Genomic DNA, 17166 nt, shown 5'->3' with positions numbered 1-17166 from the left:
AAACACATGAATATAGGACTTACAGGCGGAATTGCTACGGGGAAGAGCAGTGTTTCCAGGTATCTTGTGAGCCTCGGAGCCATTCTTATTGATGCCGATCAAATTGCCCGGGAAGTGATGCTTCCCGGGCACCCCGTGCTCGCTGCTGTGATTGAAAGATTTGGACAAGCTGTTCTGAATGAGGATGGAACGCTGCATCGAAAAAAACTGGGAGAAATCGTATTTGGGAATGCTGCCGAATTAAAGGCACTCAATGACATTACGCATCCTGCCATTCGGCTAGAGATGCAGGAACGTATGCGGATGTTTGAGCAGGAACAGCCTGATAAGCTGGTTGTTTCCGATATCCCATTACTCTATGAGTCTGGACTGTCAGAGCAATTTGATCAGGTGATGGTGGTCTATGTACCCGCTGAAATTCAGCTGAAGCGACTGATGGAAAGGGATGGAATCAGCGAAGCGGATGCTCTGAGCCGATTGAATGCACAGATGGATATCGAGGAGAAGAAGCGAAGAGCCGATATTGTGATCGACAACAGCGGAACAGTGGAAGAAACGAAGGCGCAAATAATCAAGTTTTGGCATGACAAAGGCTTGTCATGAAGCTACTACGCAAAAAAAGAAGCCTGCTCGTCCTTTTTATTGCCTTTGTACTGCTGCTATTTTTAAATACGAACTGGATGTCATGGTTCTATCCTATCCATTATAAAGAACAAATTCGCACCCATTCAGCGAACTATGAGGTGGATCCATTTTTGGTCGCTTCCATCATTCGAGTAGAATCCAACTACAAGCTGAGCAGGGAGTCCAAAAAAGGTGCGATCGGCTTAATGCAGCTCATGCCCGACACAGCTAATTGGATTCTGGAAACAGCAAGGCTGGACAATGTTACACTCGATGAGCTGAAGCATGAACCGGATGCCAACATCCAGATGGGAACCTGGTATCTTGATTATCTGTCAGACCATTTCGAAGGCAATCCCATCGCAGCGATTGCTGCATACAATGCGGGCCAAGGAAATGTAGGAAGCTGGATCAAGGAAGGCAAATGGGACGGTCATCTGGACACCATTGGGGAAATTCCGATCGGTGAGACGAGACACTATGTTCAGCGGGTCGTTTATTATTATAATCAGTATAAGGACATTTATAAGGAATTTTAAATTCCATTGTGAATAGCAAAAGAAGCATTGGACAGGCTTAATCTGATTAAGCCGCGCCCAATACTTCTAATGAAATCTAATTAGTGAAATTGTCCAGCTAGTTGTTGTTCACCGATTGTTACAAGACGTTTAGTGATGTAACCACCGATAGAACCGTTCTCATAAGATGTCATGTTACCTTGGTAACCATCTTGTGGGATGCTGATTCCAAGCTCTTGAGCTACCTCGTACTTCATTTGTTCGAGAGCTCCGTGTGCTTTAGATACTACCAGGTTGTTGGAGTTATTACCTTGTGCCATTGCTTTCACCTCCTTGCGGGTTGGTAAAAGTATTATGTCTCGCAACTCGAATTTTCATAACATTTTATTTTAAAAAATGATTGGTAACTATATACAATTAAGGAGGTGAGTGAGCTTGAAGTGTCCGTACTGTACATATAGCGGTACCAAGGTGCTTGATTCTCGCCCAGCCAATGAGAACAAATCCATACGCCGGCGCAGAGAATGCGAGAAGTGTAATCGAAGATTTACAACCTTTGAAACGATTGAAGAGACACCTTTGATCGTAATCAAGAAGGATGGAAGCAGAGAGGAATTCAGCAGAGAGAAATTGCTGCGAGGATTGATTCGTGCCTGTGAGAAGAGACCTGTTTCCGTGGAGCAGCTTGATTCGATTGTGTCAGAAGTAGAGAAGTCTCTACGTAATACAGCGGTTGCCGAAGTGGAGAGTCGGGAGATCGGGGAGCTCGTCATGGAGCAGCTATATCCTGTGGATGAGGTTGCTTACGTCCGTTTTGCTTCGGTCTATAGACAATTTAAAGACATCAACATGTTTATGAAGGAATTAAAGACGCTGTTGTCTAAGGGTGTAAACGAAGACTAGATCGTAAAGCTATGATAATGAATCAGGTGAAAAATAAGCAACAATTCAAGCAACTAAAATAAAAGCCTTCAGACTCATTATTATGAGCTCCGAAGGCTTTTATTTTAAAGGGATTGATGTAAGTCTTATACAACGTATTTATCAAATTACTTCTTAGTAATTTTGACGTTGTCCATTGCCGATCACTTGCCGGGAATAGCCTTCCTTTTTCATATGGCCTTGATAAACGTTAGCGTCTTGCATACTTTGAGGACCTTGCATCATATGACCTTGATATCCTTGCGGAGCCATCATGTGGTTGTTGTAGGAAGTACCCTGAACTCCCGTTTGCGGCTGATGGTACTTGTTGCAGTCTGCAGGAGGGCCAATGACGGTCGTATCCTTGATGGGAGCCAAAGTTTGTTTCAGCATGGCTTCATCCAGACAATAAGTATGGGCAATCGTGTTCGTTGGCGCTAGGCGCAGGAAATCAGATATTCCAATAAATAGCGGTTCCGGCGCATCAAAAATGGCAATGATTTTTGTATTGTCCTGTGATGCGACTTCCCAGTGAATCCATCCTTGAGGCACTAATACCGATTGTCCAGGTTTAGCCGTAAAGTTAAGAACTTCTTTGGTAAAAGGATTAACAAAAGATACAATCGCTTCTCCCGAAACAACATAGACGAGTTCGGAAGCATTCTGATGAACGTGAGGCTCAACGACATTTCCTCTAGTGAGCGTAATATCCAGCAGAGAGGCATTACCCAGTGTATTCAGTTGTGTTCGGCCAAGAACATTAATGTAGTTACCACTGTCTTTGGTAAAGAACCGGTTTTTATTGACATCATCAAAAAATTGCACATCCGGGGAAGTAAAATCCATGTAAGACACTGCCATTGCTATTCATTCCTCCACTTCGATATTATAATCCACGAGTTAAGTTATTCAGCTTAGCATAGGTTGGTGCCTAGAGTTTCAGTTGAGAATTCATTCGTATATATGTGAACACTTCAGCATTCTTATCAACAAGGAGTTTGGGTACTTTAGGAAGAAGTAAAAAAAAGGAGTTTGGGTACTTTAGGAAGAAGTAAAAAAGGCAATGTATACTGTAGAGGAGAGCATTCGTTATGAAACCTTATATAACCGTACTAACGCTTGGAGTGAATGATCTGGAGAGATCGCTTGAATTTTATAGGGACGGACTCGGATTTCCCACTGAGGGGATCATAGGCAAGGAATTTGAACACGGAGCGGTTGCCTTTTTTGAATTGCAAGGTGGGATGAAGCTGGCAATTTGGGATCGAAGGGACCTTTCTTTTGAAGCTAAAGTGCCGCTAGCTCCTCCTAGCTCGACTGAAATGACGATTGGACATAATGTGGGCAGCAAGGATGAGGTGGATTCTATAATGGAGCAGGCACGTCAAGCCGGGGCCACGATCTGTGATCCTGCACATGAAACGTTCTGGGGAGGCTATTCCGGGCACTTCATGGATCCGGATGGTCACTTGTGGGAAGTGGTCTGGAATCCTGCTTGGGATGTAAGAGAGAGTTGATAACGATGAAAATAAAAAGTAGGGTGACATATTGCCTAAATATACCGAGTTATGTTACACTACTTTTTGTGTACAAGATGAATGATTTCATATGTGTCTTGTATGTATTTAATTTGGCGGGGCCTTAGCTCAGCTGGGAGAGCGCATCGCTGGCAGCGATGAGGTCAGGGGTTCGATCCCCCTAGGCTCCATAACCGTAGAAAATCCGCAATCCGATATGGGATTGCGGATTTTTTCCTTTACGCAGTCACAGGGTGACACTCTCGGTGGGTGGGTTCAAGAATTGGACATTCCAAAGGGATTAGAGCGGGCTCGTTCTTGCTTTGTCATAATTCAGTCCTAAATGATAAGCTTGCGTAAGCAGTCTCTCTTGGGTTTCCGAGTTAGAATCCAAGGTATTATATAGAATTTCAACCCTGCTATTTAAAATTCCACAGTAACCAGCTATTGCGATGTTCAGTTGCTGGTTCATCATTTTCTCGTATTGTCTCTTCTCCATTCCTTCCTTCGAATCTGCTGCTAGACCAAGCCAGAGTACTTGTTTATGATGGAGTTTATTTGAACCGTATGCAAAACCATTGTTCCAGACCCGATCAATATATCCTTTGAGCATAGCCGGTAAACTATACCACCAAACTGGGAAGATGTATGCGAGAGCATCATGGTTCTTCATACGTTCCATTTCTGTTTCTACTTCAGGCGAATACACCTTATGATCAGACGACCAATCTGGCTCATCTGCTTCTCCAAGTACGGGATTAAATCCGCTGCGATGCAGATCCAGCACTTCCGTTTCGTGACCTCCATCTATGAGACCTTGCGTGAATTTATGAGCAACAGAAAAGGTTAAGGAATCCACCCTTGGGTGGGATACAACGATCAATACTTTCACGATTTGTCACCTTCCATTCTATGTTTATTACACTCTCCTATGATAATATTTTAATTATGCAGTACGATGTAAAATAGAGGAATAACGCACTTTTTTGTTTTTATAGAACCATTAGGTGCTATAGGCACTGAAAGGTAACTACTATATTGTATTAAAGGACTGTGGATAATGAAGAAGCAATCGACTCAAGTCCATAATATCCCTGCAGAAGCGACCTTGGAGGTCATTGGAGGGAAATGGAAGCTGTTGATCTTATGTTATTTAAATTGCGGATCAATGAGATCGAGCGAGTTTAGGAAGGAAATCCCAGATATATCTCAAAAAATTTTAACCCAGGTGCTTCGAGAACTGGAGGATGACGGACTCATTACTCGGACGATATATAATCAAGTACCGCCGAAAGTTGTCTACGAAATGAGTGAATTAGGGAAATCATTGAAGTCAATATTAGACCAACTGGGTGAGTGGGGCGAGCACTATATTAGTGTTCACTTAAACAAGAATCCAAACGGAGATAAGGAGGGGGATCCTGCCTGAATAGATTGAAGAAGATAATAAGAAGCAAAACCTTTATGATCTTAGCCGCACTCGTTATCTTAATTTATTTGAATAATAGTTCCCTGTTCGTAAAACAGGGAAGCGGAGAGCCGATACTTCTAGCACATCGTGGACTTGCACAAACTTTTGCAATGGAAGGCATCGAGAATGATACTTGTACGGCAGAGCGAATTCATCAGCCAGAGCATCCATACTTGGAGAATACGATCGCATCCATGAATGCTGCGTTTCAAGCTGGGGCAGATATCGTTGAATTTGACGTGCACATCACTAAGGATGATCAATTCGCAGTATTTCATGACTGGACGATAGGCTGCCGAACGGATGGGGAGGGAGTTACCCGAGATTATACAATGGCTGAATTAAAGAAGCTCGATATTGGGTATGGTTATACTGCTGACGGAGGACAGACGTACCCTTTTCGGGGAAAGGGAATAGGTCAGATGCCATCAATGACAGAAGTGTTAGAGCAATTTCCGGATAAAGCGTTATTAATTAATGTCAAAAGCAGTGATCCGGCAGAAGGAGAGCTTCTGGCAGCGTATTTATCCAAGCTTCCTAAGCAGCAGCAAAACCTGCTTGCGGTTTACGGAGGTGACGAGCCCATTGCCGCATTGAAGGAAAGGTTACCTGAGCTTCGGGTGATGTCGAAGGACACGATGAAAAGTTGTCTGCTGTCTTATTTGTCTGTTGGCTGGACCGGTTACATGCCTGCCGCCTGCGAGCATACTCAGCTCCATATTCCGAATAAGATTGCACCTCTGCTGTGGGGGTGGCCTGACAAATTTCTGAGCCGGATGGAACAAGCGGATACACGGATTATGATCGTCGCGGGAGATGGAAGTGACTTTTCGGGAGGATTTGATACACTAGAGGATATTAAAAAACTTCCGGATCATTATACTGGAGGTATATGGACGAACCGTATTGATCGCATTGCTCCACTTTTTAAATAAAAATGCTTGATTATTATTTATTATCTGTTATAATAGATTTTACTGAGTTGTTAACATTCATGAATGTAACAACTGCCTTAGCGGCATGAGCTTACGGACTCTTAGCTCAGTTGGTAGAGCAGTTGACTCTTAATCAATTGGTCCAGGGTTCGAGTCCCTGAGAGTCCATATATCTGACTAAACCCTTACGTCGAGTAAGGGTTTTTTTATGTTTTATACTAGATAATCAAATGGTGTTTGAGTATCTTTAGTTTTCTGCGCGTGCGTTTATATGTTGCTCTTACACCAATTCTCGTATCCCAATAGTCATTGCGGCTGACAGTACATAATGGGATGCTCAGGTCATATATATTGCTTAGCAGTGATGGCGTAAGGTTATAATAAAGCAAACTTATCATTCGTAATGTGTAAATATGAATTAATCTTTTCCCTTATTTCAGGATGAAGTGCAGGAGGAATAAGACATATGAACCCTCAAGTATTGATTGTCGGCGCCGGTCCAACCGGCTTAGTGATGGCATTGGCATTGCAGAAGCAGGGAATCCCGTTTCGAATTGTTGACAAAACAAGTGGAACGGGGGAAGCCTCTAGAGCGATTGTCGTCCATGCGCGAACACTGGAATATTACCAGCAGCTTGGACTTGCAGATGAATTGGCACAGCGGGGAATTCCCATCCAGGAACTACAAATTCGTAAAGATGGGGAGCTAAAAGCGAGCATGAAATTGGGGAATATTGGCCTTGGGATCAGTCCTTATCCTTATGTACTCAGCCTTCCTCAGGATGAGCATGAGGCCATTCTGGAAAGTGCGCTGAAGGAGCGAGGAGACCGTGTGGAGTGGAATACGGAATTAGTTTCTTTCAGAGAAGAGGGAGAAGGGGTTCGTGCGGTTCTCGAGAAGCAAGGAGTGCGCGAGGAGACCGTATTTCAATATATTTGTGGCTGTGACGGGGCTCATAGTACCGTTCGTAAAGGACTGGGGCTTTCCTTTGCCGGCGGAACCTATGAACAAATGTTTTATGTTGCGGATGTGAAGAGCGCTGTCCCGATCCAGGGTCTGCATATAAGCTTTAACAATGACGGATTTTGTCTCACCGCACCGGTGCGTACAACCGGCTATGTTAGGCTGATCGGTATTATACCGAAAGCGGTACTGGAGCAGGGTCTCCCGGATGATTTTAATGTCATTGCCCCCTATGCGTCACCAAATACGGAAGCAGATATTCAAGAGGTGAACTGGTTCTCTACCTTCAAGGTTCATCACCGGGTCAGTGAGCGTTTCCGAAAAGGGCGTATTTTTATTGCAGGTGATGCAGGCCATGTCCATAGTCCCGCTGGAGGACAAGGGATGAATACAGGCATTGGGGATGCGATGAACCTGGCCTGGAAGCTCGCCGCTGTTCTTCAAGGAGAAGCAGACGAGCAAATTTTGGATTCCTATGAAACAGAAAGAATCGGATTCGCGAAGACCCTTGTAGCAACGACAGACCGCGCTTTTCAGATTATGGTGGGCAAAGGGATAAACTCCAAATTAGCCATGGAAGTCATTATTCCGTATTTTGTACCTGTTCTGTTCCATCTTCCGCCGGCCCGGAGAAAAGCATTTGAAATCCTGTCCCAAACGCGGATTCATTATCCGGACAGCCTGCTGAGTGAAGGCAAAGCCGGCCATCTGCAGGCAGGTGACCGTTTGCCATGGGTACAGATGTCAGAAGATAATTTTAAGCCGTTACAATGCATGGAGTGGCAGCTTCATGTCTATGGTCAAGCAGATCCGCAATTAACCCTGTTTGCTGAAGATAACTCCATTCCATTACATGAGTTTAATAACATCGTGGCTATTAAAAAAGCAGGCATTCCTCTGGGCTCCCTATTTCTCGTCCGGCCGGACGGATATATCGGCTTTGCACAAGCGGAGCAAAATGTGGAACAGCTTGTCGCCTATCTCAACAAGATAAAAATAAAGATATCGAACTAACGAAGCACAGCTAAACTACTCGTCTCATAAAATCCTTACACTCAGCGGATAGACATACGGCTGATCGGGGGCTGCCGATTCCTTCCATTCTGTGATGCGTATCATGGGCAGCCTAGTTCCGTTATGCACCGTCGTATCGATGACACCGGTTGCTTCAATCCATGTATCCTCGTCAAGCCGGGCTGCTTGCGGAAATTCAGCCAGAAATCCGATCAGGGCCGCATCTGCAATACAATGGGTAATTAAAAATCTCGAAATCACAAGCTGGTTGTCCGAAAGCTCCTCATCTCGAAATACAAAACCGGATAGCTGGATGGATCTGCCCGCATATTCATCCGGCGTGTTAGCAATACGTTCAAAATATGAGGCGAAAATATGCTCCTCCATTACTATGGATTGTTTGTCCTCCAAATCCGACATCATCTGATTAAACTCATCCCTCGATACGGTGTTCTCCATTACGCCTTCGTCCTCTGCATGTTCATCTGTGACTGCCTCTTCATATCCAGGGAGCTCAATAAGATCTGTGGGCTGAGTATTCAGGGCAAGCTCTCCATTTGACGCTGTGGATTGAGTTGTTTCTGTTGCTTCGGAATTCTGCTGTGAGCCGGTTAACAGCATCAAGCCGCCTTTCTTATCTGCAATGGAAGCATTCAGAACTTGGGGAGGCACAAGAAATCCTGCAGCCAGCGGGAAGATAATAATGGCATAGGTGATGAGTTTCTTATAATTGAGCTTTCCATCTCCATGATCGTGATGACAGTGGTCATCTCCGCAATGGTGAGGTGCATGCCGCTGCATTGAATCGTCTTGATTTTCGATAGAAGGGTGATGAAGGTGCTCATGATGTTCATGCTCATGATGTTCATGCTCATGATGGTTATGCTCATGATCGATGTGCTCGTGATGGCCATGTTCATGGAGATTGTGCTCATGACTTACCTCGTCCCAGCCTCTTCCGAGCTGAATCAGAAATAGGCATGCAAATAGGACAGCAGCGCTAAGACTGAGCGGCTCATACTTTGGATTAACGAATTTCAATATTTCCCCGGTGAAATGCAGCTGAAACAGCATGATGGAAAACAATAGCAGGATGCCAGCTCGAAAGAGCTGTTGTCCGTTCCATTTGATGTTCATATGCAGGACGTAACCTCCTTATATATAGGGTTGAAGCAGCATGAGTGTAGTAAATATAGTCAGCACGACAAGAGCAAGAAGGCAGACAACAAATCGGGCCCGAAATACGCTAAGCATCATTATGGTGTTCTTCAGGTCCAGCATCGGTCCGAAGATCAGAAATCCGAGAATAGGCGTTGTGCTGAATAAATGACGGAAGGATGAACCGATGAAGGCATCTGCTTCAGAGCATAGCGACAGAACATAGGCTAGTCCCATCATAACAAGGGTAGAAGAAGCCATACCTGTACCTATATCGACAAGGGATTTGGCAGAGACGAAGGTCTGAACCGCTGCCGCGATGAAGGCTCCAATAATGAGAAACTTCCCCATGTCAAAAAATTCGTCAATAGAATGATGAAGCATATGTTTAAAGCGAGCAGTGAAGGAAGGGGAGGTATGCTGCTTGTGAGCATGCTGATGAGCTGTGGATGTGGACGATGAGGAAGCGTTTCTCAATTGAGTTCCTTGAAAAGACATGCTCACAGCAAAAGTAATCAGTAATGCAATCAAGAATCCGATGCCCATACGAAGTCCAGCCATTTGCAGATCGTTGCCAAAAGCCATGTACGTTGAAGCGATGACGATCGGATTAATGAGCGGACCCGTCAGCATAAAACCAACACCCGCATAGAGCGGGACCCCTTTTTGAACAAGCCGTCTTGTAATCGGTACAATGCCGCATTCACAGGCGGGAAAGAGGGCTCCGATAACACAGCTCATGAGGATCGTGGCAGGCTTGCTGCGGGGGAGCCATCTTCGAATATGATCTTCTGTCACAAAGATTTGAATAACCCCAGCGATCAGCACCCCAATGAGTACGAACGGTAATGCCTCAATGAGTATGCTCATGAAAATGGTGTTCAGCTGAAGAAGACTTGATGGAATATGAAGTGCTCCCTGCCACATGGAAACAACAAGAACCAGCAATAATGAGAAACCGAGCAGAAGGATTCCGCTGATTCCTGCATATGAAATACGTGATAGACGGTACATAATTACCTCCCTCTTAAAAATATTGACTCTATTAACTTTTCTATTATTCCACTATATGTTGGTCATACTAGAAGAAGAACTACGAGATTCTCTTAAGAAAGAATTAAGAATTAATTCCCTTGATCTTAAAAAGATTCGTATATTGTGTATTCCATAAGGAATTCACGTGTACAACAAGGGAGTAATGATTATGAAACAAAAAATCCATTTCTATCCAGTACTCATACTAGGTTTGCTGCTGTTCTACTCTTATGTAGTGATCAAGGTCATTTTGTTTAAATTCGGAGCTGTTGATGTCAGTATATTGGGCCAGATGTTATCCAGGGTCATAGAGAATCCCGCTTCGCTGAGTCAAACGATGAGCTATAGATCCAATATGATATTGCTGCATACGATAAAAGACAGCTTGGAACATCCGACAACGCATAATTTAATCAATTTGTTTGGCAATGTTGCGATTTTTATCCCCTTTGGATTTTTGGCTGGAACGATCATCAAACAGCTGAGCTTTGTCCTCGTCATGCTTCTATCCTTCAGCTTTAGCTTGCTGCTCGAATGCGCTCAGATTGTTTTTAGTATGGGGACCTTTGATGTGGATGACCTGCTGCTTAACACCTCTGGGGCGTTTATTGGATATTTACTCTGGAAGCTGTGCAGAGTGTTTATCAAGAAAGAGTCACCATCAGCAGCTTCAAATCAAGTAGTAGAATGATGAATGCAAGAATAAATCCATCTGTCAGAAGAAGTCCCTAGTATGGGGCTTCTTTTTTTGCATATGAGAAAAAAAGCTTTCGTTTTCGTTAAATGTTAGTTATTATATTAATAAGTTAGCATTTATATTACTTTATTGATTGCATATGCATTAAACGACTGCTTTTTTAATTTTCTATTATGACAAGACAGGAGAGCTGCAGCATGATAAAGAACGAGCAACTAATCGCACATTACAAGTTTGAGGACGAGACAAATGCAGGCAAGGATACGACAAATAACGGTAACGACGGTGTGCTTAAAGGGAGCAAGCTTCCTGAAATACATAATGTAGACGGCAGGTCTGCACTAACTTTGGCGGGTGGCAGCAATGGAACATCTTATGTGGAGCTGCCATCTGATCTGCTGAAGGGAGTTAGTGATCATACGGGGATTACGGTAGCTGCCTGGATTCATCCTGGCAAAGTTAACAGTGTGTGGGAGCGTATCATCGACTTTGGCGGTGGCGAGGGAAACCCATATCTGTTCTTGACCCGCAACCTCAGAGGAGTATGCTATGCCGGGAACGAGATTGTCGCAGATCCAGGCAAGATCTTCCCAGCGGGTGAATGGATGCATGTTGCGATTTCAATCCGGGGTACCGAGGGCGGTACACTCAGCAGTGCCGGTCCTGTCGTATATGCTAACGGAGAACCGATTGGGGACGGAACGATCAGCCAGACCTCCAGCGGAACCTATGCGAAACTGAGAGCATGGTTTGATACGTTTACAAATGGTACGAACTATAATCGAAACTTCATTGGCAAATCTCAGTTTAGTGTGGATGCCGATTTCCAGGGATCTATATCCGATGTCCGCATTTATCAAGCAGCGCTTACAGAGGATGAAGTCATTGAGGTCATGTGCGAATCCCTGTCCGATGAACAGATTGTCAAGCTGGCCAAGAGCAAATATTTAAGTGCACCGAACTCTACTATCAAAGCCGATATAGAGCTTCCATCTTCACTTATGGGGGGCAAAGTCCAAGTAGAGTGGAGCTCCAACAATCCGGAAGCGATTACGAATCAGGGAAAAGTAAACAAGAACATCCAACAGCCTGCTGGTGTTACACTTACCGCTAAACTTAGCGCTGGCGAGCATGATGCTTCCCAGAGCTATGTCGTTTCTGTGCTGCCTGAAGGTGTCCCGGACCATACGCTGACGATTGAAGGAAATAACGAGGTCGTCGATATCAGCGAGGTCATGTACGGATTGTTCTATGAGGACATCAACAATGCGGCTGATGGAGGGATCTACGCAGAGCTGGTGCAGAACCGCTCCTTCGAAGCGTTTGAATACGACAGCTACTCTCATGTATGCGGCGAGTGCGGCGTCTCTACAGGACGGAACCGCGATGCTCTGTTTGCATGGTATGGCGACACAGATAAGCTCACGGTTCATCACAGCGGCGGACTTAACGAGCATTTTGATATTCAGGACAAGGATGTTAACAGCTATTATGTGACTGCAGCGGATGGCGCTGTCATTTATAATAAAGGGTTTAACGATTTCAACCATAACTGCGCCATGTCTATTAAAAAAGACGAGGAATATTTGTTCTCCATTTGGGCCAAAGCAGGCCGATCGGGGAGCATTACGCTTCAACTGCTGGATCAGGATGGAGACGAACTCAGTGACCAAGTCGTTATTCACGTCGAGGCAGGGGGCTGGAAGAAATACGGAGCGGAATCACCCATCGTACTTCAAGGAACGAAGAATGCGCTGGGGCAGTTATCGCTTCATTTCAGTGGAGAGATTTCGATTGATATGGTCTCGTTATTCCCAGCAAATGTATGGGGTGCTGCAGAGGAAGAAAGCTCTGCTACTGCACATTCCAACTATGTAGGGAACCCGAACTATCGTCTGCGTAAGGATCTGGTTGAGGCACTGGTCAATCTGCACCCTAAATTTCTGCGTTTCCCAGGCGGTTGTATCTCCGAAGGCTCACACATTTGGGAGAATGTTTATGATTGGAAAGAATCCGTCCGTGATGTAGAGCTGCGCAAGGAGAACTATAACGTTTGGGGCTATATGATGACGATGGGCCTTGGCTATATGGAATACTTCCAGCTGGCTGAGGATTTGAATTCGACTCCGCTTCCAGTTATGGCCTGCGGTGTGTTGTGTCAAGCACGTTCTGATTATGCAAATCCAGCCGGAGGAGCGCTGAGAGACTACTATATCAGTAATTTTACAGATCTGATTGATTTTGCGATCAGCACGGATTATGAGAATAATGAATGGGCTGCTCTACGTAAAAATATGGGCCATGAAGCGCCGTTCGATCTTCGATATCTGGGTGTAGGGAACGAGAACTGGGGAACAGAATTCTTCGCTAACTTTGAAATTTTCAAAGCGGCGATTGATGAGCATATGCAGAAGTACTACCCGGACCATGAGCTTCACATCATCTCTACCGTTGGGGCACAGGCGGACGATGACGCTTACCAGCAAGGGTGGAGATTCCTTAGCGGAGGGCTCGAGGGCTCAGCTCAAGTAAGCTTTACCGATGGCAAGACAAGTATTGAAGAGACCATCACTTGGTATGGCAAGCAGCCGAATTATATGGATACCATCGCGGATGAGCATTATTACCGTTCCAATGAGTATTTGCTGGAAAACGCCGACCGTTACAATTACTACTACCGTGCTTACAACGAAGATGGCAGCTTGAACGAGGCCGAGACGTCCAAAGTGTTTGTCGGAGAGTATGCCTCCACAGATAAGAATACACTGGCGGGTGCGGTAGCAGAAGCAGCGATTATGACCAGCTTCGAGAATAATGCAGATGTTGTCAGACTTGCGGCGACCGCTCCATTGTTCAATAAAATACGGACAGACAATCTGTATCGCTGGACGCCGGACTGCATATGGTTTGATGATGAAACGGTCTGGTATACGCCGAACTACTATGTGCAGCAGCTCTTCGCCAAATATATCGGTACCAAAGGGCTGGCCACATCATTCACAACCTATCGAAACGGGGAGAAGACTAAGCTGATTCCGCATGGTGGAATTGAAATTTCAGCTGGAAAAGCAGAGGTTCACGTGAAACGGGTCGTCGTTACTTCAAACACAGACGGCAGCGTTCTGCTGGATCAAGATTTTACGAAGCCGCTGAACCCAGAATGGCAGGTCATTCCTGGCTCTGCAGGTTATGAGCTTGATTCCGAGGAGGGGCTAGTCCTCCAAGCTCAGCCAAGCGGTCGCAACGGTATCTACCTCATGAATGAGGCTTGGACGAATTATACAGTGGAAGTTACGGCGAAGAAGGCGCCTGGGGATGATGGTTTTTACATTGGAGCAGGACTCACGGATATTACAGCAGAGCATAAGAATGTCATTGAATACGCGATTGGCTATAACGGAAATGCAACCGGCGTCAAAGTGTTTAAGAACGGAGTTGAAGCCTACACGCTGGGTGACTATTCCTCCAGTACTGCAGCAGGTAATTTGCGTGCGGCAAGCTACGAAGAGCTTGCAAATGACACCGAATATACCATTACGGTGAATTATGGGGGCAATGATGGCAAACACCTCATCTGCTTCTATACAGACGGGCATACGGTGAGCAAAGTGCTGGATTACAAGCTGGAAGCTTATAACCGAGAGGTCTATCATTCAGTAACGAAAGACGAGAAGCATGTCTATGTGAAGCTTGTGAACCCGGATGCATCAGGTAAGTCAATCAAAGTTGATCTGAACAGCCTAAATGTATCGTCAAAAGCACAGTTAACCGTTCTAACTGGGGATGAGTCCTTGGTTCATGTTCCTAACGTGAACAAGAGAGACGATGAGAAGATACAGCCTTATCAAACGGAGGTTGAGGTAGCACAAGCCTCTGCGGTGATCTCCCTGCCGGCAAACTCTGTCAATATACTAGTATTAGAACTCATATAATAACAAAGAGGAGGAACCGAATGGTTCGCTCCTCTTTTTTTTGCAATTAAATCTATAATTGACGCTGTCTATAGGGTGAATGTTAAATAAAATTCTGCATTGTGCTAATTATTGTTCAGCACTGACTGTTGGTTCGATGACTGTCAGTGTGTTCTCATAGGTGTTTAAATTTACCGTCGCTCCAATGGGAATTGCGGCTTTGTATAATCCGTGAGCGGTTGTCACATTAGTCATGAGCGGTTTGCCTAAGGGGACGATGAATTCTTCAATTAACTGCTGGTAGGAGACTCCATAGGCTTCCATGCATCCAGTGCATTCCCCCATCACAATTCCCGCGCATTCCTGCAGTTTATTTGCCAGCAAGAGGTGGTTTAGATAACGATAAATCGTATTTGTTGGTTCATGCGTTTCTTCAAGCAATATGATTTTGTCCCGCACATCAATCTCATATGGTGTACCAATGGAATCCATGAAGGAGGCTAAATTCCCTCCCACAAGCGGTCCGGTCACATTGCCTTGAATTCTGCTGATTTGAGGAATGCCTGGGGGATTCGTAATTTGTCTTGTGAGCTGAATAGTAGAAGTCGCGTTAAAAAATTGATCGAAGTTATATGCAGGTGTTTGTGGTGCAAAGTCAATAAGCATGAGGCTCTGCAGTGTAATAAGATCTGCGTATTGATAGAGGACATTCAGCAGAATCGTAATATCACTATAGCCGGATACAATTTTAGGATTATTGCGAATTACATCATAGTCAAGATAAGGGAGAATGCCGGCCACCCCGGTTCCGCCGCGTGTAGCCAGAATTAATTTGACCTCTTCATTCTCAAACATGCTCATCAGGTCGGATGCCCGCTCTTCATTTGTACCTGCGAGGAACCCGTCCTGATCATATACATGATTGCCAATAACCACATTGAGCCCCGTTGTTCGAAGGACCTCGATGCGGGCATCAATCGTGGCGGCGCTTAATGGGCTGCCTAATGTGACTAGACCCACAGTGTCTCCTGCTTGTAAAATAGGGGGAGCAACAGCCATATTTCGACCCTCCTTTAAATCCCGATTCAAGTGTGTATTTAAATGATGTGTATGGCAATTTACGATAAATTATGTTCTTCCGTCTTCCCGATGAGGATTAGTTTAATTTACGAAAGTAGGAGATTTATGACAACACTACAGCAGTTAAAATACGTTATTGAGGTTGCGAACCGCGGTTCCATGAATGAGGCCGCCAAGCGGCTGTTTATATCTCAGCCGAGCTTGTCCAAGGCGATTAAAGAGCTGGAGGAAGAGATCGGCATTACTATATTTGAGCGGACAAATAAGGGGATTACGCTGTCAATGGAGGGTGCCGAATTCATGGGGTATGCCAGACAGGTGACCGAGCAGGCAGAGCTGCTGGAGAGCAGATATCGGAACGCCAAGCCGTCTCCGCAGCATTTTTCAGTCTCTACCCAGCACTATGCCTTTGCCGTCAACGCTTTTGTGAAGCTGGTGAAGGAGCACGGATTAGATGAATATGAGCTGGCGCTACGGGAAACGAAGACTTATGAGATTATTGAAGATGTCAAAACACTGCGCAGCGAGATTGGGATCTTGTATTTAAATGAGTTTAATGCCAAAGTTATCAATCGACTCCTGGATTCCGCCAATTTGCAGTTTCATAGCTTGTTTGTAGCGAAGCCGCATATCTTCATCAGTATTCATAACCCGCTCGCGAAGCAGTCCATAGTGACCATTGAGGAGCTGGAGGAGTATCCTTATTTGTCCTTTGATCAAGGTGAGTACAACTCTTTTCATTTCTCCGAGGAGATCTTAAGCACGCTGTCACACAAGAAGAGTATACGAGTCAATGACAGAGCAACACTGTTTAATCTGCTAATTGGCCTGAATGGGTATACGATCTCAACGGGTGTACTAAGTGCAGACTTAAATGGAAATGATATTATTCCCGTTCCGCTGGATTGCAAGGAAACGATTAACGTGGGTTGGATCGCTCATAAGAATGCAATGATGTCCAAGCTGGCGGCTGCCTACGTAGATGCGCTGCATGAAGCGATTTTATAAAATGTAATTGAGTTGAAGGAGAAGGTCATAAGCGGTTGTTTATAGGTTTGCTTGGTTGATCTGCTCCTTCTCTAATGTTAGATATAACCGGTCGTTCACAAGAATCTATTAAATTTTGCTGAATAACTTGCAATGTATACCTTTAATCGCTATAATATGAGAGTAGTCAATTAAATATGCGGTCGTGGCGGAATTGGCAGACGCGCACGGTTCAGGTCCGTGTGGGCTAACCCCCGTGGAGGTTCGAGTCCTCTCGACCGCATCCTATCCAGACAGGCTTCCGGAATACCGGAAGCCTGTTTTTGTTGTACAG

The 17166-nt window shown here is 45.0% G+C and carries 16 protein-coding genes and 3 tRNA genes; 13 read left to right on the top strand and 6 right to left on the bottom strand.

Going from position 1 to position 17166, the window contains the following annotated elements:
• Nucleotides 1-6: 6 nt before the first annotated feature.
• Together coaE and BK126_RS04050 are read left to right on the top strand one after the other, a co-directional pair.
• Nucleotides 7-603 (top strand): dephospho-CoA kinase, encoded by a 597-nt coding sequence (coaE, locus tag BK126_RS04055; protein WP_076311398.1) that lies wholly within the window; start codon nucleotides 7-9, stop codon nucleotides 601-603.
• Nucleotides 600-1163 (top strand): lytic transglycosylase domain-containing protein, encoded by a 564-nt coding sequence (locus tag BK126_RS04050; RefSeq protein ID WP_076311397.1) that lies wholly within the window; start codon nucleotides 600-602, stop codon nucleotides 1161-1163. The genes coaE and BK126_RS04050 overlap by 4 nt, the downstream gene beginning before the upstream one ends.
• Before the next feature lie 80 nt (nucleotides 1164-1243).
• Here BK126_RS04050 and BK126_RS04045 read toward each other — a convergent pair whose 3' ends face one another.
• Nucleotides 1244-1462 carry an alpha/beta-type small acid-soluble spore protein gene (locus BK126_RS04045; RefSeq protein ID WP_047909902.1) on the bottom strand — a complete coding sequence of 73 codons (219 nt, stop codon included), beginning with the start codon at nucleotides 1460-1462 and terminating at the stop codon, nucleotides 1244-1246.
• Nucleotides 1463-1577: 115 nt separating this feature from the next.
• Between BK126_RS04045 and nrdR the strand changes: the two genes are divergently transcribed.
• Nucleotides 1578-2045 (top strand): transcriptional regulator NrdR, encoded by a 468-nt coding sequence (gene nrdR, locus BK126_RS04040; protein WP_047909901.1) that lies wholly within the window; start codon nucleotides 1578-1580, stop codon nucleotides 2043-2045.
• A gap of 153 nt (nucleotides 2046-2198) precedes the next feature.
• On the opposite strand, the gene BK126_RS04035 is transcribed toward nrdR, so the two are convergent.
• Nucleotides 2199-2924 carry a cupin domain-containing protein gene (locus BK126_RS04035; RefSeq protein ID WP_076311396.1) on the bottom strand — a complete coding sequence of 242 codons (726 nt, stop codon included), beginning with the start codon at nucleotides 2922-2924 and terminating at the stop codon, nucleotides 2199-2201.
• A 230-nt stretch (nucleotides 2925-3154) separates the two neighbouring features.
• Here BK126_RS04035 and BK126_RS04030 point away from each other — a divergent pair, with 230 nt between their 5' ends.
• Nucleotides 3155-3580, top strand: a complete 426-nt coding sequence (locus tag BK126_RS04030; protein WP_076311395.1) for a VOC family protein — start codon at nucleotides 3155-3157, stop codon at nucleotides 3578-3580.
• A 118-nt stretch (nucleotides 3581-3698) separates the two neighbouring features.
• Nucleotides 3699-3771 (top strand) — tRNA-Ala (locus BK126_RS04025).
• Between the two features lie 110 nt (nucleotides 3772-3881).
• Here the strand turns inward: BK126_RS04025 and BK126_RS04020 are convergent.
• Complete coding sequence (locus BK126_RS04020; protein ID WP_076311394.1) at nucleotides 3882-4472, bottom strand: NAD(P)H oxidoreductase; 591 nt, start codon at nucleotides 4470-4472, stop codon at nucleotides 3882-3884.
• A gap of 168 nt (nucleotides 4473-4640) precedes the next feature.
• Here BK126_RS04020 and BK126_RS04015 point away from each other — a divergent pair, with 168 nt between their 5' ends.
• The 4 genes from BK126_RS04015 (at nucleotide 4641) to BK126_RS04000 (ending at nucleotide 7964) form a co-directional block, all read left to right on the top strand.
• The gene (locus BK126_RS04015) at nucleotides 4641-5009 is read left to right on the top strand and encodes a winged helix-turn-helix transcriptional regulator (protein ID WP_076311393.1); all 369 of its coding nucleotides are present in this window, start codon (nucleotides 4641-4643) and stop codon (nucleotides 5007-5009) included.
• Nucleotides 5006-5986, top strand: coding sequence for a glycerophosphodiester phosphodiesterase family protein (locus BK126_RS04010; protein ID WP_076311392.1), 981 nt, complete (start codon nucleotides 5006-5008; stop codon nucleotides 5984-5986). Before BK126_RS04015 ends, BK126_RS04010 begins: the two co-directional genes overlap by 4 nt.
• 95 nt (nucleotides 5987-6081) lie before the next feature.
• Nucleotides 6082-6154: transfer RNA gene (locus BK126_RS04005), tRNA-Lys, on the top strand.
• 298 nt (nucleotides 6155-6452) lie between these two features.
• Nucleotides 6453-7964: an FAD-dependent monooxygenase gene (locus BK126_RS04000; protein ID WP_076311391.1), complete on the top strand. Its 1512-nt coding sequence runs from the start codon at nucleotides 6453-6455 to the stop codon at nucleotides 7962-7964.
• A 24-nt stretch (nucleotides 7965-7988) separates the two neighbouring features.
• Here BK126_RS04000 and BK126_RS03995 read toward each other — a convergent pair whose 3' ends face one another.
• A complete protein-coding gene (locus BK126_RS03995; RefSeq protein ID WP_083655704.1) occupies nucleotides 7989-9101 on the bottom strand; it encodes a TIGR03943 family putative permease subunit in 1113 nt (370 codons plus the stop codon).
• Between the two features lie 18 nt (nucleotides 9102-9119).
• A complete protein-coding gene (locus tag BK126_RS03990) occupies nucleotides 9120-10136 on the bottom strand; it encodes a permease (protein ID WP_076311390.1) in 1017 nt (338 codons plus the stop codon).
• 190 nt (nucleotides 10137-10326) lie between these two features.
• On the opposite strand from BK126_RS03990, the gene BK126_RS03985 reads away from it, so the two are divergent.
• Entirely contained in the window at nucleotides 10327-10848 is a 522-nt protein-coding gene (locus BK126_RS03985) for a VanZ family protein (RefSeq protein ID WP_076311389.1), read from the top strand.
• Nucleotides 10849-11051: 203 nt separating this feature from the next.
• Nucleotides 11052-14786: an alpha-L-arabinofuranosidase C-terminal domain-containing protein gene (locus BK126_RS03980; protein ID WP_076311388.1), complete on the top strand. Its 3735-nt coding sequence runs from the start codon at nucleotides 11052-11054 to the stop codon at nucleotides 14784-14786.
• Between the two features lie 108 nt (nucleotides 14787-14894).
• On the opposite strand, the gene BK126_RS03975 is transcribed toward BK126_RS03980, so the two are convergent.
• The gene (locus tag BK126_RS03975) at nucleotides 14895-15824 is read right to left on the bottom strand and encodes a S66 peptidase family protein (protein WP_076311387.1); all 930 of its coding nucleotides are present in this window, start codon (nucleotides 15822-15824) and stop codon (nucleotides 14895-14897) included.
• 126 nt (nucleotides 15825-15950) lie between these two features.
• Between BK126_RS03975 and BK126_RS03970 the strand changes: the two genes are divergently transcribed.
• A complete protein-coding gene (locus tag BK126_RS03970; protein ID WP_047909894.1) occupies nucleotides 15951-16853 on the top strand; it encodes a LysR family transcriptional regulator in 903 nt (300 codons plus the stop codon).
• A 178-nt stretch (nucleotides 16854-17031) separates the two neighbouring features.
• Nucleotides 17032-17115 (top strand) — tRNA-Leu (locus tag BK126_RS03965).
• Nucleotides 17116-17166 lie beyond the last annotated feature (51 nt).

Origin of the sequence: Paenibacillus sp. FSL H7-0326, from assembly GCF_001955535.1 — a bacterium.
Taxonomy (GTDB): Bacteria; Bacillota; Bacilli; order Paenibacillales; family Paenibacillaceae; genus Paenibacillus; species Paenibacillus shunpengii.
This window is presented reverse-complemented; position numbering and strand designations above follow the sequence as displayed.

Bases quoted from the DNA above. Each gene is read 5' to 3' on its own strand.
- coaE (WP_076311398.1), top strand. From the start codon at position 7: ATGAATATAGGACTTACAGGCGGAATTGCTACGGGGAAGAGCAGTGTT.
- BK126_RS04050 (WP_076311397.1), top strand. From the start codon at position 600: ATGAAGCTACTACGCAAAAAAAGAAGCCTGCTCGTCCTTTTTATTGCC.
- BK126_RS04045 (WP_047909902.1), bottom strand. From the start codon at position 1,462: ATGGCACAAGGTAATAACTCCAACAACCTGGTAGTATCTAAAGCACAC.
- BK126_RS04035 (WP_076311396.1), bottom strand. From the start codon at position 2,924: ATGGCAGTGTCTTACATGGATTTTACTTCCCCGGATGTGCAATTTTTT.
- BK126_RS04030 (WP_076311395.1), top strand. From the start codon at position 3,155: ATGAAACCTTATATAACCGTACTAACGCTTGGAGTGAATGATCTGGAG.
- BK126_RS04015 (WP_076311393.1), top strand. From the start codon at position 4,641: ATGAAGAAGCAATCGACTCAAGTCCATAATATCCCTGCAGAAGCGACC.
- BK126_RS04000 (WP_076311391.1), top strand. From the start codon at position 6,453: ATGAACCCTCAAGTATTGATTGTCGGCGCCGGTCCAACCGGCTTAGTG.
- BK126_RS03995 (WP_083655704.1), bottom strand. From the start codon at position 9,101: ATGAACATCAAATGGAACGGACAACAGCTCTTTCGAGCTGGCATCCTG.
- BK126_RS03990 (WP_076311390.1), bottom strand. From the start codon at position 10,136: ATGTACCGTCTATCACGTATTTCATATGCAGGAATCAGCGGAATCCTT.
- BK126_RS03985 (WP_076311389.1), top strand. From the start codon at position 10,327: ATGAAACAAAAAATCCATTTCTATCCAGTACTCATACTAGGTTTGCTG.
- BK126_RS03980 (WP_076311388.1), top strand. From the start codon at position 11,052: ATGATAAAGAACGAGCAACTAATCGCACATTACAAGTTTGAGGACGAG.
- BK126_RS03975 (WP_076311387.1), bottom strand. From the start codon at position 15,824: ATGGCTGTTGCTCCCCCTATTTTACAAGCAGGAGACACTGTGGGTCTA.
- BK126_RS03970 (WP_047909894.1), top strand. From the start codon at position 15,951: ATGACAACACTACAGCAGTTAAAATACGTTATTGAGGTTGCGAACCGC.